Genomic DNA, 13402 nt, shown 5'->3' with positions numbered 1-13402 from the left:
GGCCTGTGATGTACCTGTGGGAGCGGGTTCACCCGCGAAATGGCCAGTAAGGTCTCAGCGACCCTGGCAGGCATCCACGCGCAGCCAGCGCTCCAGCAGCTTGAAGCCCTGCACCAGCAAGAACGAGATCACCAGGTAGAACACGCCTGCGGCAAAGAAGATTTCTACCGGCAGGTAGGTACGGGCAATGATGGTACGGGCCATGCCGGTCAGTTCCAGCAGGGTCACGGTGCTGGCCAGGGCACTGGCCTTGAGCATCAGGATCACTTCGTTGCTGTACGCCGGCAGGCCGATGCGCGCAGCACGGGGCAGCATGATGTAGAACAGCGCCTTGCCCCGCGACATGCCCAGCGCCCGCGCCGCTTCGATCTCACCTTTGGGGATCGATTGCAGCGCGCCACGCAGGATCTCGGCAATGTACGCGGCGGTGTGCAGGGTCATGGTCAGCACCGTGCACCAGAACGGATCGCGCAGGTACGGCCACAGCGAGCTCGAGCGCACTGCATCGAACTGCGCCAGGCCGTAGTAGACCAGAAACAGCTGCACCAGCAGCGGCGTACCGCGGAAGAAGAAGATGTAGCTGAACGGCACGGCGCGCACGTACCAGTGGCGCGAGGAGCGGGCGATGCCCAGCGGGATGGCCAGGATCAAACCGGCAACCACGGCAATGGCTACCAGCTCCAGGGTAAGGACCGCACCCTCGGCCAGGCGCGGCAGCCATTTGAAGATGACTTCCCAATTCATTATTCAGCCCTCGCAAAGCCGCGAGCGGCGCGTTTTTCCATGAAGTACATGCCGGTCATGGCAATGACGGTCAGGCCCAGGTAGATGCAGGCTGCGACCATGTAGAAGGTGAAGGGCTCCTTGGTCACGGTCACGCCAATTTGCGAGTGACGCATGATTTCTTCCAGGCCGATTACCGACACCAGCGCGGTGTCTTTCATCAGGATCATGAACAGGTTGCCAAGGCCGGGCAGGGCGATACGCCACATCTGCGGCAGGATGATCCGCGACAAGATGCGGCCCTTGGACAGGCCCAGCGCCAGGCCCGCTTCACGGTGGCCCTTGGGGATCGCCAGGATGGCGCCACGGAACACTTCGGTGGCGTAGGCGCCAAAGCACAGGCCCAGGGCGATTACACCCGCCGCGAAGGCGCTAAGCTCCAGGCCCGGCATGTTCAGGGCTTCGCCGAGGCTGTTCATCAGCCCGACGGTACCGAAATAGATAAGCAGTACCCACAGCAGTTCGGGCACGCCACGAACCAGGGTCGAGTAGAAGCCGCCAAGCCATTGCAGGGGCTTGAGCGGTGAGGTTTTGGCCAGGGCGCCGAGCAGGCCCAGCACCAGCCCCAGCAGCAAGGCGCAAAGCGCCAGTTTTACGGTCATCAAGGTGCCGGCCATCATGGCCGGACCGAATCCGTGCAGGTCGATATTCATGGGCAGGTCATTTTAGGGACTGGCGCGCCACGTGGGCGCGCCGGTCAGGGCGGGTCATTCAATGCTGAACGGGAAGTACTTGTCGTTGATCTTCTTGTACGTGCCGTCGGCCTTGATTTCTGCCAGGGCTTTGTTCAGCTCGTCGCGCAGCTTGGTGTCACCTTTGCGCACGGCAATGCCGATCTTGTCGCTGTCCATCACCGGCTCGCCCTTGAACTCGAAGTTGGAGCCGTCTTTGCTTTTCAGCCACTCGTACTGCACGTACTTGTCGGCCAGGATGCCGTCGATGCGGCCGGACACCAGGTCCAGGTAGGCGTTTTCCTGGGTGTCGTACAGCTTCACGTCCACGCCCTTGAAGTTGTCTTCGAGGTAAGTGCCGGCCAGGGTTGCACGCTGGGTGCCGATGACCTTGCCCTTCAGCGACTCTTTGTCAGTCTTGAAGTCGACGTTTTTCGGCGCGATGAACTGCAGCTTGTTGGAGTAGTACGGCTCGGTGAAGTCCACCGCCTGCTTGCGCTCGTCGGTGATCGACAGCGACGACACCAGGAAGTCGAACTTCTTGGCGTTCAGGGCCGGGATGATGCCGTCCCAGTCGGAGGTGACGACCGAGCATTCGACTTTCATCTTGGCGCACAGGGCGTCGCCGATGTCTTTGTCGAAACCAACCACGTTACCGCTGGCATCCTTGTTGTTGAACGGTGGGTAGGCGGCTTCGATGCCCATGCGCAGTTTTTCTGCGGCCATGGCGTTTGCCGACATCACCAGCGTGGCAGCAGCTGCCAGGAGAAACTTCTTGTATGTGTGCATGTATTGCTCCGTTAGCGGTGGCTTGACATGAATTGCTTGCAACGCGCCGAGTTCGGGTTCTCGAAGACCTGCTGCGGCGATCCCTGCTCTTCGACCAGGCCCTGGTGCAGGAAGACGACTTCACTGGACACATGGCGGGCAAAGCTCATCTCGTGCGTTACCAACAGCATGGTACGGCCTTCTTCGGCCAATGCGCGGATAACGTTAAGCACTTCCTGGACCATTTCCGGATCGAGGGCCGAAGTGGGCTCGTCGAACAGGATCACTTTAGGCTTCATGGCCAGGGTACGGGCAATGGCGGCACGCTGTTGCTGGCCACCGGAAAGCTGGGCGGGGTAGCTGTGGCGTTTGTCGTAGATGCCCACCTTGTTCAGCAGCGCTTCGGCGGCTTCGATGGCCTCGGCCTTGCTTTGGCCGAGCACGCGGCGTGGCGCCTCGATGATGTTGTCGAGGATCGACATGTGCGGCCACAGGTTGAAGTTCTGGAAGACAAAGCCGATTTCGCTGCGCAGGCGGTTGATCTGGCGGTTGTCGGCAGCGACCAGGTCGCCGTTTTTGGCTGCCTTGAGCTTGAGGGCTTCGCCAGCAACCAGGATTTCGCCCTGGTGCGGGTTCTCGAGCAGGTTGATGCAACGCAGCAGGGTGGACTTGCCGGAGCCTGACGACCCCAGGATGGAGATCACGTCACCGTCGCGCGCGGTCAGCGAAATGCCCTTGAGAATTTCCTGCTCGCCGTAGCGTTTGTGCAGATTGCGGATTTCCAGCGCGGGCGTGGCCTGAGCCATGTGCGGTCCTCATGTGTTCGGGTGCGTTCCCAGCTATTGGCGGCCTTCCTGGCGTGCGCCAAGCTAGCATAGCGGCATTATGGCGGCCAACAGGGTTGCCAGGGACTGTGGGCACTGGTGGGGCAGTTTGTCGCATCGCTACAGCGTAACGTCGCGCAGATGTCCGCGAAGGTGTCGCCCAGCACCAGAGCCTTGATGAAAAAAGGCGCGATGGTGCCAGCTTTAGCCCGCTCATGGAAGCGGTTTTGGCCCATTCGAGGGGTAAATCCGACCTTTAGGTCAAAGGTGTTCTCAGGGGGCAGCCTTATCTGTGGACGCGCCACAGGCTAAAGGGTTGTACCTCAAGGTTGCACTTTCTGGCATTGCGGTGGTGCACGGGTGTTACCGAGGAGCACCTTTGGTGCGTTTGTAAGTGGGTATTTCAGTAATCCGATGATTTGGCGTCCTTTCGGTCAAGCCGTGGCCGAAAGCCCTCCAAACCGCGTGCTAAAAGGCCCGTGAAATTTTCTGACGAATGCATTCAGCAGATGGCGCGCTTATTGCCAGTAGGAAACCGCCGATTGCAGCGACGCCTAGGTCAACCCTTGGCGCGCTCCGTACCCGCAGTCGGAGTGGTCCACTCCTTACAAAGGTAGTTTTATGAGCGGTAACAATTCCAATGACCTCGCTCAGGGGCTCAAACAACGGCATGTGACCATGCTGTCCATCGCTGGTGTCATCGGTGCCGGCCTGTTCGTAGGCTCCGGCCACGCCATCGCAGCTGCCGGCCCGGCCGTGCTGCTGGCTTACGCCGCCGCCGGTACGCTGGTCGTGCTGGTGATGCGCATGTTGGGTGAAATGGCGGTCGCCTCGCCTGACACCGGTTCGTTCTCTACCTATGCCGACCGCGCCATCGGGCGCTGGGCCGGTTTTACCATTGGCTGGCTGTACTGGTGGTTCTGGGTGCTGGTGATTCCGCTGGAGGCCAACGCTGCCGCGGCCATTCTGCATGCCTGGTTCCCTGCGGTGGATCTGTGGGCGTTCTCCCTCATCATTACCCTGGCGCTGACCCTGACCAACCTGTGCAGTGTGAAGAACTACGGTGAGTTCGAGTTCTGGTTCGCCCTGCTCAAGGTGCTGGCGATCATCGGTTTCATCGCCGTGGGCTGTGCGGCCATGTTCGGCTTTGTGCCGAGCAGCCAGGTGAGCGGTGCCAGCCACCTGTTCGATACCCAAGGCTTTATGCCTAACGGCCTGGGCGCAGTGCTGGCAGCCATGCTGACCACCATGTTCTCGTTCATGGGTACCGAAATCGTCACCATTGCTGCTGCCGAGTCGAAGGACCCGGGCAAGCAGATCAGCCGCGCCACCAACTCGGTCATCTGGCGTATCTGCCTGTTCTACCTGGTGTCGATCTTCCTGGTCGTGGCCCTGGTGCCGTGGAACGACCCGGCCCTGGCCGAAACCGGTTCCTACCAGACTGTGCTGAGCCGCATCGGCGTGCCGAATGCCAAGCTGATCGTCGACATCGTCGTGCTGATCGCCGTGACCAGCTGCCTGAACTCGGCGCTGTATACCTCTTCGCGCATGCTGTTCTCGCTGAGCAAGCGTGGCGACGCCCCGGCGATCGCCCAGCGCACCACCAAGGCGGCAACCCCGCATGTGGCGGTTTTGCTGTCCACTGCAGCGGCTTTCCTTTGCGTGTTCGCCAACTTCGTGGCCCCGGCCCAGGTGTTCGAATTCCTGCTGGCCAGCTCTGGCGCCATTGCCTTGCTGGTATACCTGGTGATTGCCGTGTCGCAACTGCGCATGCGCGGCCAGCGTGAGGCCCGTGGCGAGAAGATCACCTTCAAGATGTGGCTGTTCCCGGGCCTGACCTGGGCGACCATTGCCTTCATCGTCGCCATTCTGGTGGTCATGGCGCTGCGTGAGGATCACCGTGCGGAGATCATCGCGACTGCGTTGCTGAGTATTGGTGTGGTAGCGGCTGGATTGCTGGTACACCGCAAGCGCGAAGCTGCCGGGCGGGTGGCGCTGGATAACTGATCCGCGCTGGCTGTAATGAAAAGGCCGCGTCCTGTAGAGGGTGCGGCCTTTTTTGTTGCCTGTACCGGGCCTATCGCCGGCAAGCCAGCTGCTACAGGAATCCTGCTGCACTCAGGCCTGTCATGACCCTGTGGGAGCTGGCTGCCGGCGATAGGGCCCTTGCAGGTTAAATGGCCCTGTCAGCCAAACTGCTTCTGCTGTTGCTGCTGCTTGGCCACCAGTTCGGATGCGGTGATGTAGGCAGCCTGGAACTCGTCGCTTTCCAGCCAGGCCATGGTGGCCTCTTCGTCGGCGCCGTCCAGCCATTTGCGGTAGGCGTTGAACACCAGCACGATGTAGTCGGTGGCGTGCTCTTCCTTGTGCCCCTTGAGCACCAGGGCCAGCAGTGGGTCTACCAGGAACACCGAGATCATCGGCACCAGGCCGCCTTCCTGGGCTTCCTTCATCTTCTCGAACATCGCGTCGTAGCTGCCCGACTCCATCGCCTTGTTGTATACCTGCTCGACGCTGGCGCTGTCGCCGGCACTGGGCTTGACCGCCTGGCCGCTACGCACCATGCGGTTCTGCTTGGCCTTGCTGGCGGCGCGCTTGGCGCGTTTCTGTTGCTTGGTAGGGGTGGCCATGGGGGCTTGAGTCCTTGGGTGGTGCTGGAAAAGTGCGTATTGAATCGCAGATGGCAGTGAAACCCAAGCGGCATTGGCGGGTCTGACTCAGGCTGCCGGACATTCGGCATTCGCGCAAAGGACATTCACGGATGAAAGCACCCGTCATGCTCGGCCTGCTGGCCGCCGCTCTTGCCGGCTGCGGCAACATTGCCGCAGTCAAATCTTTCAATACCCCCTACGGCTCGCCCAGTGGCGGTGACACCGCACGCCTGCGGGTAATCGCCGACGGTATGGTACGTGCGGTACCGGAAAAGGACTGTGTGGACTGGTACAGCCCCGGTGCCGGAGTAATTGCGGTACCCACCAAAGGCTTCGCCGACCGCAATGGCGAAACCTTGGGCATGCCTGCCAGTGCATCTGCCCGGGCGGGTGACGCAGTCAGCGAAGTGCTGGTGCCTGCCGGTAAGCCGTTTACCCTGCACTTTCTCGATGGGGGGCGCTCGGCCGGCTATGACACGGTGCAGAACTGCCTGGGCATGTTCTCGTTCGTGCCGCAAAAAGGCGCCGACTACGAGCTGGTGGTGCACGGCTACAGCGCTTGCGGCGGCACGCTCAAGCGCCTGGACAAGGCCGAGGACGTGGCCCGGCGCAAAGCTGATTATTGCAGTGCCATGGCCAACTTCTAGGCGCTTCAGGCTGGTTGGGCGACCAGCTCGTCTTCTTCGAAGCCGCGAGCGGCCTTGCCGACCAGCAGCGCATCCGGGGCGTGGGCCACGCTGTGGTCCTTGCCCGGGTAGTCCAGCGAATGCAGGAAGTGGCGGATGCAGTTGATCCGCGCGCGCTTCTTGTCATCGGACTTGATCACCGTCCACGGCGCATCGGCGGTGTCGGTGTGGAAGAACATCGCTTCCTTGGCCGCGGTGTAGTCTTCCCACTTGTCCAGCGACTTGATGTCGATGGGTGACAGCTTCCAGTGTTTGAGCGGGTCGTCCCGGCGTGAAATGAAGCGTCGCAGTTGCTCTTCGCGGTTCACCGAAAACCAGTACTTGAACAGCAGGATGCCGCTGTTGCACAGCATTCTCTCCAGGTCCGGTGTCTGGCGCATGAACTCCAGGTACTGCAGCGGTGTGCAGAACTCCATCACCTTCTCGACGCCCGCGCGGTTGTACCAGGAGCGGTCGAAGAACACCATTTCACCCGCTGTGGGCAGGTGCTGGATGTAGCGCTGGAAATACCACTGGCCCTGTTCCTGCTCGGACGGCTTCTCCAGTGCGACGATGCGTGCGCCACGTGGGTTGAGGTGCTCCATGAAGCGCTTGATGGTGCCGCCCTTGCCTGCGGCATCGCGCCCCTCGAACAGGATCACCACACGCTGGCCGGTTTCCTTCACCCAGCTTTGTACCTTCAACAGCTCGATCTGCAGCGCGTGCTTGGCCTTTTCGTAGTCCTGGCGTCGCAGGCGTGTGCGGTAGGGGTAGCTGGCCGGCAGGTGGGCCGAGGTGCTGTCTTCGTTGCTGCCCTTCGGGGCGGTGGCAACTTCCAGTGCAGCGGGTTGCTGGCTGATACGGGTGATCGCCGGTTCCGGCTTGCGCTGGCGTGGGCGGCGCGTGCGGATTGGGGTAACGGCAGGTTCGCTGGGGGCGGGGAGCAGGAGGGGGGATTCTTCGCTCATGGAGGTCCTTGCTGGTCGATACGGGTATCCGTCTTCGATTATGAAGGTGAGCGAGTGATGGCTATTTGATGCTGGTCAATGAGCAAATATTACAGACAACAAAAAACCCGCACTAGGCGGGTTTCTTGTTGTCGCTTCGGGTAACTTTGCAACCACCAGAAGCTTGAAGGTGGTGCCCAGAGACGGAGTCGAACCGCCGACACGAGGATTTTCAATCCTCTGCTCTACCGACTGAGCTATCTGGGCGACGAGGTGAATTAAATAGATTTCCGGACCGCTCGTCAACGACTTTTTGAAAAAATTTTAAATTAATTCCGTCGCTTACGATTTTTAGGGTCATTCGGCCGGTGGAACGTAGCCTTCCGCCTGTGCGTATTCTTCGCCGGCGAAAAACTTGTCCATCTCTGCCTGGAGGAATTTGCGGTCCTCGGCATTCATCATGTTCAGGCGTTTTTCGTTGATCAGCATGGTCTGGTGCTTCTGCCAGTCGGCCCAGGCTTGCTGCGAGATGTGTTCGAAGATGTCCTGGCCCTTGGCACCGGGGTAGGGCGGGCGCTCCAGGCCTGGCAGTTCTTCTTTGTATTTGCGGCACATCACGGTGCGGGTCATCGGGCGTCTCCTGCAATCAGTTCGTCGGCCGCGCGTTCAAGCAGTTTTTTCACCGGGGCGGCAAGGCCCAGGCGCGGCGGGGTGGCGAGGTTATACCAGAGCCAGTCGGCCTCGGCCACGTGCTCGCCGACCAAGTCGACGTGCACCAGCCAGGGCTCGATTGCCAGCTGGAAGTGGCTGAAGGTATGGGTCAGGCCTTCCATGGCCTGGCTGCCTGCCAGGCGCAGGCCGTGCTGATAGGCCAGGTCGTCGAGCTGTGCGAGGTCGTCCAGCTCCGGCAGGCTCCACAAACCACCCCAAAGCCCGCTGGAGGGGCGACGATAAAGCAGGATGGCGCCTTCGTGGTTGGCCAGCAGTGGCATCAGCGTGCGCCGTTGCGGCAGCGCCTTGCGCGGTTTGGGCTCTGGGTAGCGGGTTTCTTCGCCATGCAGGTGTGCCTCGCAGCCGCGCTGCAATGGGCAGATCAGGCAACTGGGCTTGCTGCGGGTACACAGCGTGGCGCCCATGTCCATCATGGCCTGGGTATAGTGATTGGCGCGTTGCAGCGGGGTAAAACGCTCGGCCGTGGCCCACAGCTGGTTGGCTACCTTGGGCTCGCCTGGGTAGCCGGCCTGGGCGGTGTAGCGCGCCAGCACACGCTTGACGTTACCGTCCAGGATCGGCGCGCGAATGCCCATGCTGATGCTGGCGATGGCGCCGGCGGTGGAGCGGCCGATGCCGGGCAGCTCGGTGAGCTGCTCGACACTGCGCGGGAATTCGCCGCCATGTTGCTCGACCACGATCTTTGCCGCTTTTTGCAGGTTGCGTGCGCGGGTGTAGTAGCCCAGCCCCGTCCACAGGTGCAGCACTTCGTCCTCCGGCGCTTCGGCCAGGGCCTGCACGGTCGGCAGGGCCTGCATGAACCGGTCGAAGTAGTTGAGCACGGTGCTGACCTGGGTCTGCTGCAGCATGATTTCCGACACCCACACCCGGTACGGGGTGATGCCCTGTTGCCAGGGCAGGTCGTGCCGGCCGTGCTCGTCGTACCAGTCCAGCACAGCGCTGGAGAACTGCTCGGGGCTCATCGCTTGAACAGCCCCTTGAGTGCGTCTTTTAATTCCGGGCTCACTTTGTCTCCAAGTTTCTCTTCGAGCTTTTCATCAATTTTGTCTTTGAGGCGGTTGCCGGCCAGCTTGGCGGCAACCTTGCCCATGCCGCCCTGGTCCAGGCGGCAGGCCTTGGCGCCTAGCTCCAGCGGGCCACGGCAGCGCAGGGGCACTTCAACGCCCACGTAGCGTTCGTTGACCTGGCAGGCCGGGTCCGGCATGGCGCGCTGATCGCCTTCGACAATCACACCGACGTTGTAGTCCATGCCCAGCACGCGCAGGTCGAGGTCGCCATGGCCGTTGACGGTCAGGCCCGGAATTCGCGCCTTGAGGTCCGGGTTGCTGGCAACGCCATTGCGCACCACCAGGCTGCCGCGCAGTTCCTGGAACGGGGTGTCTTTACCGCGTGGCTCGCCGCTCAGGGTCTTGCGGTTGAGCGTGGCGATGGCCTGGCACAGCTGCTGTTCCAGGTTGGCGTTGACCAGCACACCATCATTGATGGTGAAGTTGGCACTGCCGTTGAGGGTGTCGACCAGGGCTTTCTGGCTGTTGCCGGTGGCGGTCAGGTCGCTGGTCAGGGTCAGCAGGCCTTTGACCGGTGGAACCTGGTCCTTGCCTTCGGCCTTGATGAAGTGCTCAACCGGCACGCGCTGGATGTTGGTGTTCACACCCAGTTGCGGTACGGCAGGGCGCACATCGACTGTGCCTTTGGCTTCGAAGGTGCCGTTGTACAGCTCGCCACGCAGGGTTTGCAGGGTCAGCAGGCCGCCCTGGCCGATGGCCTTGAGCTGGGCGTCTTTGATCGGCAGCTTGTCCAGGGTCAGTGAGCCAAAGGCCAGGTCGGCTTGCAGGTCGAGGGCGCGCAGGCGGTCGACCGGCAGCAGCTTGTCGTCGCTCCACGCTACTTGAGTCGGGGCGTTGGGCAGCGGTGTGGTGCCGGCACCGGCCACGGCGCTGGCTTCTTGCTGCTTGACCTCGGCCTGGCGCGCGGCAGTGGCGCCCTTGGCTTCCTCGCTCTTGGCTGGCAGGTAGCGGTCAGCGTCGAAGGTATCGCCCTTGAGCTGCAGGCGCAGGGCCTGCTTGGCGAAGTCTTCCACGGCCACACGCCCACTGAAGGTGCTGTCGTCCAGCTTCACGGCCAGGTCTTCCAGGGCCAGGCTGTTTGCTGTGCCTTGCAGGCGGGTGACCAGCTCCAGCTTGGCGAAGGCTGCCGGGTCGTTGGTGGCCGGCAGTGGGCGGCCAATGCTGTCGAGGAACGTGCGCAGGTTGAACTGGGCGATGGACAGGCCACCGCTTAGCTGTGGGGCCTTGTCCAGGTCACGCACGTTCAGCTCGCCCAGGGCGCGCAGCTGGTTGGCCGAGACTTTCAGGCCGCTCCACGAGGCGACATTGGCGGCCAGGTCGACCAGCAGCTGGCCCTGGGCGGCGAAGGTCACGGTCTTGCCGCCGGTTGGCTCACCCGAGGTTTCGCCCGACAGGCGCATGTCTTCGAAGTTGTAGCGCTTGAGCTTGCGGTCGAAGCGCAGTTCGCCGGCCAGCTCGGTGCGGGCCTTGATGTTCGGCTGACTGGCGCTGAGGAAGGCACTGGCCTTGAGTGGAATGTTCGCACCTTCATGAACCGGGCCAGTGCTCAACTGGATGCTCTCGGCGCTGTAGCTCTGGCCGGTCTTGGCATCGGTGTACTGCACGCGGGCGTTGTTCACGGTCAGGCTGTCGATGTCCAGCTTGACGGCGCGGTCGTTGCTGTCGGCTGTCGCAGGCTTCTGCTCGGCAGATGCCTGGGCAGGTGCCTCGGCGTTTGCACCGTTCTGCGCAGGCAGCGGTTTGCCGATGTCTTCCCAGTTGCCATGGCCCTGCTCGTCGCGCGCCAGGGTCAGGTTCAGGCCTTCGACGCGCACGTCGCTCATCTGCACTTCGCGGCGCAGTAACGGCAGCACGCGCACGGAAAGGCCGAGCATCTGCAGGTCGGCGAACGGCTCCTTGGGTTTGGCCAGCGTGGCGATGCTTGCGTCGTGCAACTCCAAGCCCAGCCACGGGAACAGGCTCCAGCCGATGTCGCCGTTGAGGGTCAGCTCGACGTGAGCCTTGTCCCGTGCCAGCTGGCGAATCTCGTCTTTGTAGTCGTTGGGATCAAAGAGGTGGGTCAGGGCGAAGCCCAGCGCCACGATGATCAGCAGCAACCCGAGAAGCCCCAGCCCCAGGATTTTGCCGAACGCTTTCATGGGCGAGTCCTTGTAGTCCGTTAGTGAATTCAGGCGGCAGAGTATAACGCCGCAGTGGTTGTGCCTGCTTATACGACTAGAGATACAGGCCATTTCCTACGGTTGCAGCAGATGGTACGGCTTTCGACAGGCAGGATTTTGTCAGTTCCGTATGTATCGCCTGTACCGGCCCTATCGCCGGCAAGCCAGCTCCCACAGGTACGGCACCGGCCCGGAAGACGGTGAGATCCCTGTGGGAGCTGGCTTGCCGGCGATAGGGCCGGTGCAGCGGACATGACCGTTTCAGCCGAGCAAAAAATCACGATATCAGATTGCTTTCACGCCACTTGGCTCTGCTAATCTTGCGCCGCTTTGCGAGCACCCACCATAAGAAGGATCAGATCCATGACCAGTACCGTCGCGGCGGGGGCCTCGGCCAGTGTGCCAGGCTTCCTGTCGAAGGAGCGCATCATCGCCCGCCCGGGCTTCAACCGCTGGCTGGTTCCCCCGGCTGCCCTGGCCATCCACCTGTGCATTGGTATGGCCTACGGCTTTTCGGTGTTCTGGCTGCCTTTGTCGCAAGCCCTTGGTATTACCGCCCCCGTTGCCTGTGCGGCAGACATGAGCTTCATGGCCCGGATGTTCAGCGCCGAATGCGACTGGCCGATCTCGATGCTGAGCTGGATCTACACCCTGTTCTTTGTCTTCCTCGGTTGCTCGGCGGCAGTATTGGGCGGTTGGCTGGAGCACGCCGGGCCGCGCAAGGCCGGCCTGGTGTCGGCACTGTGCTGGTGCGGCGGCATGCTGATCTCGGCCATTGGTGTAAAAACCCACCAACTGTGGCTGATGTGGCTGGGCTCCGGCGTAATCGGCGGTATCGGCCTGGGGCTGGGCTATATCTCCCCTGTGTCCACGCTGATCAAGTGGTTCCCGGACAAGCGCGGCATGGCCACCGGCATGGCGATCATGGGCTTCGGTGGCGGGGCCATGGTGGGTGCACCGCTGGCCACCGCGCTGATGGGGCATTTTGGCAACGAGCACGAAGTGGGCGTATGGCAGAGCTTCGTCGCCATGGCGGCAATCTACTTCGTGTTCATGACTGCCGGCGCGCTGGCTTACCGCGTGCCGCCGACCGGCTGGAAGCCCGAAGGCTGGACCGCCCCGGCGAAAAAAGCCGGTAACACCATGGTGACCGACCGCCATGTACACGTCAGCGTCGCCTGGAAAACCCCGCAGTTCGCACTGATCTGGCTGGTGCTGTGCCTGAACGTGTCGGCGGGCATCGGCATTCTGGGCATGGCGTCGCCCCTGTTGCAGGAAGTATTCGCCGGCAAATTATTGGGCAACGAACTGACCTTCAGCCAGCTGAATGCGGCCCAGCTGGCCCAAATTGCCGCGATCGCCGCCGGCTTCACCGGCCTGCTGAGCCTGTTCAACATTGGCGGGCGGTTCTTCTGGGCGTCGTTCTCCGACTACATCGGCCGCAAGAACACCTACTTCGCCTTCTTTGCCTTGGGTGTTGGCCTTTACAGCCTGGTGCCGAACATGGGGCACCTGGGTAACGTGGCGCTGTTCGTGGCCGCGTTCTGCATCATCCTGTCGATGTATGGCGGCGGTTTCGCGACCGTGCCCGCGTACCTGGCGGACCTGTTCGGCACACAGATGGTCGGCGCCATTCATGGCCGCCTGCTGACTGCCTGGGCTGCGGCGGGCGTGCTGGGGCCGGTGTTGATCACTTACCTGCGCGAGTCTCAGTTGGCCGCGGGGGTGGAGCGGGCAGCGGCTTACGACATGACCTTGTACATACTCGCTGGCCTGCTGGTGCTGGGCTTTATCTGCAACATGCTGGTGCGCCCGGTGGCCGACAAGCACTTTATGAGCGACGCCGAACTGGCGGCCGAACGCGCGCTGAGCCATGACAAGGGCGCCGATGGGGCGCGGTCGCTGGAGTGGAAGGCGGCGCCGGGGAGCCTGGCGCTGGTGCTGCTGGCCTGGGCGGTGGTGGTCGTGCCGCTGGCCTGGGGGGTGTGGGTTACCTTGCAGAAGACCGCGGTGCTGTTCCATTGATGTAATGCTGGGCAGGCCCAAGGGGCGCTTTGCGCCCCATTCGCGGCACAAGGCCGCTCCCACAGAGAGCACATGCCGCGATTACCCGGTTGTATAGACCTGTAGCGGCA

Annotated in this window: 12 protein-coding genes and 1 tRNA gene; 3 read left to right on the top strand and 10 right to left on the bottom strand. The window is 62.2% G+C overall.

Annotation, left to right across the window (positions count from 1 at the left end; genetic code table 11):
• Positions 1 to 54 precede the first annotated feature (54 nt).
• The 4 genes from J3A71_RS27490 to J3A71_RS27475 are packed head-to-tail and all read right to left on the bottom strand — an operon-like array spanning position 55 to position 3028.
• Positions 55 to 744 carry an ABC transporter permease gene (locus J3A71_RS27490; protein ID WP_016497592.1) on the bottom strand — a complete coding sequence of 230 codons (690 nt, stop codon included), beginning with the start codon at positions 742 to 744 and terminating at the stop codon, positions 55 to 57.
• A complete protein-coding gene (locus J3A71_RS27485) occupies positions 744 to 1436 on the bottom strand; it encodes an ABC transporter permease (protein WP_016497593.1) in 693 nt (230 codons plus the stop codon). Before J3A71_RS27485 ends, J3A71_RS27490 begins: the two co-directional genes overlap by 1 nt.
• Positions 1437 to 1490: 54 nt before the next feature.
• Positions 1491 to 2243, bottom strand: coding sequence for an ABC transporter substrate-binding protein (locus J3A71_RS27480; RefSeq protein WP_016484495.1), 753 nt, complete (start codon positions 2241 to 2243; stop codon positions 1491 to 1493).
• A gap of 11 nt (positions 2244 to 2254) precedes the next feature.
• A complete protein-coding gene (locus J3A71_RS27475; RefSeq protein ID WP_016484496.1) occupies positions 2255 to 3028 on the bottom strand; it encodes an ABC transporter ATP-binding protein in 774 nt (257 codons plus the stop codon).
• 639 nt (positions 3029 to 3667) lie between these two features.
• On the opposite strand from J3A71_RS27475, the gene gabP reads away from it, so the two are divergent.
• Positions 3668 to 5053, top strand: a complete 1386-nt coding sequence (gene gabP, locus J3A71_RS27470) for a GABA permease (RefSeq protein ID WP_016484497.1) — start codon at positions 3668 to 3670, stop codon at positions 5051 to 5053.
• A gap of 179 nt (positions 5054 to 5232) precedes the next feature.
• Here gabP and J3A71_RS27465 read toward each other — a convergent pair whose 3' ends face one another.
• The gene (locus J3A71_RS27465; protein ID WP_016484498.1) at positions 5233 to 5676 is read right to left on the bottom strand and encodes a hypothetical protein; all 444 of its coding nucleotides are present in this window, start codon (positions 5674 to 5676) and stop codon (positions 5233 to 5235) included.
• Positions 5677 to 5807: 131 nt separating this feature from the next.
• Here J3A71_RS27465 and J3A71_RS27460 point away from each other — a divergent pair, with 131 nt between their 5' ends.
• A complete protein-coding gene (locus J3A71_RS27460; RefSeq protein ID WP_016484499.1) occupies positions 5808 to 6344 on the top strand; it encodes a hypothetical protein in 537 nt (178 codons plus the stop codon).
• A 5-nt stretch (positions 6345 to 6349) separates the two neighbouring features.
• Here the strand turns inward: J3A71_RS27460 and ppk2 are convergent, their stop codons facing one another.
• The 5 genes from ppk2 to J3A71_RS27435 all read right to left on the bottom strand — a co-directional run bounded on the left by ppk2 (position 6350) and on the right by J3A71_RS27435 (position 11246).
• Complete coding sequence (ppk2, locus tag J3A71_RS27455) at positions 6350 to 7330, bottom strand: polyphosphate kinase 2 (RefSeq protein ID WP_016484500.1); 981 nt, start codon at positions 7328 to 7330, stop codon at positions 6350 to 6352.
• Between the two features lie 170 nt (positions 7331 to 7500).
• Positions 7501 to 7576, bottom strand: a tRNA-Phe gene (locus J3A71_RS27450).
• A 90-nt stretch (positions 7577 to 7666) separates the two neighbouring features.
• Complete coding sequence (locus tag J3A71_RS27445; RefSeq protein WP_016484501.1) at positions 7667 to 7939, bottom strand: oxidative damage protection protein; 273 nt, start codon at positions 7937 to 7939, stop codon at positions 7667 to 7669.
• Positions 7936 to 9003: an A/G-specific adenine glycosylase gene (gene mutY, locus J3A71_RS27440; RefSeq protein ID WP_016484502.1), complete on the bottom strand. Its 1068-nt coding sequence runs from the start codon at positions 9001 to 9003 to the stop codon at positions 7936 to 7938. Before mutY ends, J3A71_RS27445 begins: the two co-directional genes overlap by 4 nt.
• Positions 9000 to 11246 carry an AsmA family protein gene (locus tag J3A71_RS27435; RefSeq protein WP_070086619.1) on the bottom strand — a complete coding sequence of 749 codons (2247 nt, stop codon included), beginning with the start codon at positions 11244 to 11246 and terminating at the stop codon, positions 9000 to 9002. The genes mutY and J3A71_RS27435 overlap by 4 nt, the downstream gene beginning before the upstream one ends.
• A 384-nt stretch (positions 11247 to 11630) precedes the next feature.
• Here J3A71_RS27435 and J3A71_RS27430 point away from each other — a divergent pair, with 384 nt between their 5' ends.
• The gene (locus J3A71_RS27430) at positions 11631 to 13292 is read left to right on the top strand and encodes an OFA family MFS transporter (protein ID WP_016484504.1); all 1662 of its coding nucleotides are present in this window, start codon (positions 11631 to 11633) and stop codon (positions 13290 to 13292) included.
• Positions 13293 to 13402: the final 110 nt, after the last annotated feature.

Origin of the sequence: Pseudomonas sp. PvP089 (genome assembly GCF_017875165.1) — a bacterium.
Lineage (GTDB): Bacteria > Pseudomonadota > Gammaproteobacteria > Pseudomonadales > Pseudomonadaceae > Aquipseudomonas > Aquipseudomonas fortuita.
The sequence above is the reverse complement of the archived record's forward strand: the minus strand, read 5'-3'. Positions and strand labels throughout refer to the sequence as shown.

Bases quoted from the DNA above. Each gene is read 5' to 3' on its own strand.
- J3A71_RS27460 (WP_016484499.1), top strand. From the start codon at position 5,808: ATGAAAGCACCCGTCATGCTCGGCCTGCTGGCCGCCGCTCTTGCCGGC.
- mutY (WP_016484502.1), bottom strand. From the start codon at position 9,003: ATGAGCCCCGAGCAGTTCTCCAGCGCTGTGCTGGACTGGTACGACGAG.
- J3A71_RS27475 (WP_016484496.1), bottom strand. From the start codon at position 3,028: ATGGCTCAGGCCACGCCCGCGCTGGAAATCCGCAATCTGCACAAACGC.
- J3A71_RS27445 (WP_016484501.1), bottom strand. From the start codon at position 7,939: ATGACCCGCACCGTGATGTGCCGCAAATACAAAGAAGAACTGCCAGGC.
- J3A71_RS27480 (WP_016484495.1), bottom strand. From the start codon at position 2,243: ATGCACACATACAAGAAGTTTCTCCTGGCAGCTGCTGCCACGCTGGTG.
- J3A71_RS27465 (WP_016484498.1), bottom strand. From the start codon at position 5,676: ATGGCCACCCCTACCAAGCAACAGAAACGCGCCAAGCGCGCCGCCAGC.
- J3A71_RS27435 (WP_070086619.1), bottom strand. From the start codon at position 11,246: ATGAAAGCGTTCGGCAAAATCCTGGGGCTGGGGCTTCTCGGGTTGCTG.
- ppk2 (WP_016484500.1), bottom strand. From the start codon at position 7,330: ATGAGCGAAGAATCCCCCCTCCTGCTCCCCGCCCCCAGCGAACCTGCC.
- J3A71_RS27490 (WP_016497592.1), bottom strand. From the start codon at position 744: ATGAATTGGGAAGTCATCTTCAAATGGCTGCCGCGCCTGGCCGAGGGT.
- J3A71_RS27430 (WP_016484504.1), top strand. From the start codon at position 11,631: ATGACCAGTACCGTCGCGGCGGGGGCCTCGGCCAGTGTGCCAGGCTTC.
- J3A71_RS27485 (WP_016497593.1), bottom strand. From the start codon at position 1,436: ATGAATATCGACCTGCACGGATTCGGTCCGGCCATGATGGCCGGCACC.
- gabP (WP_016484497.1), top strand. From the start codon at position 3,668: ATGAGCGGTAACAATTCCAATGACCTCGCTCAGGGGCTCAAACAACGG.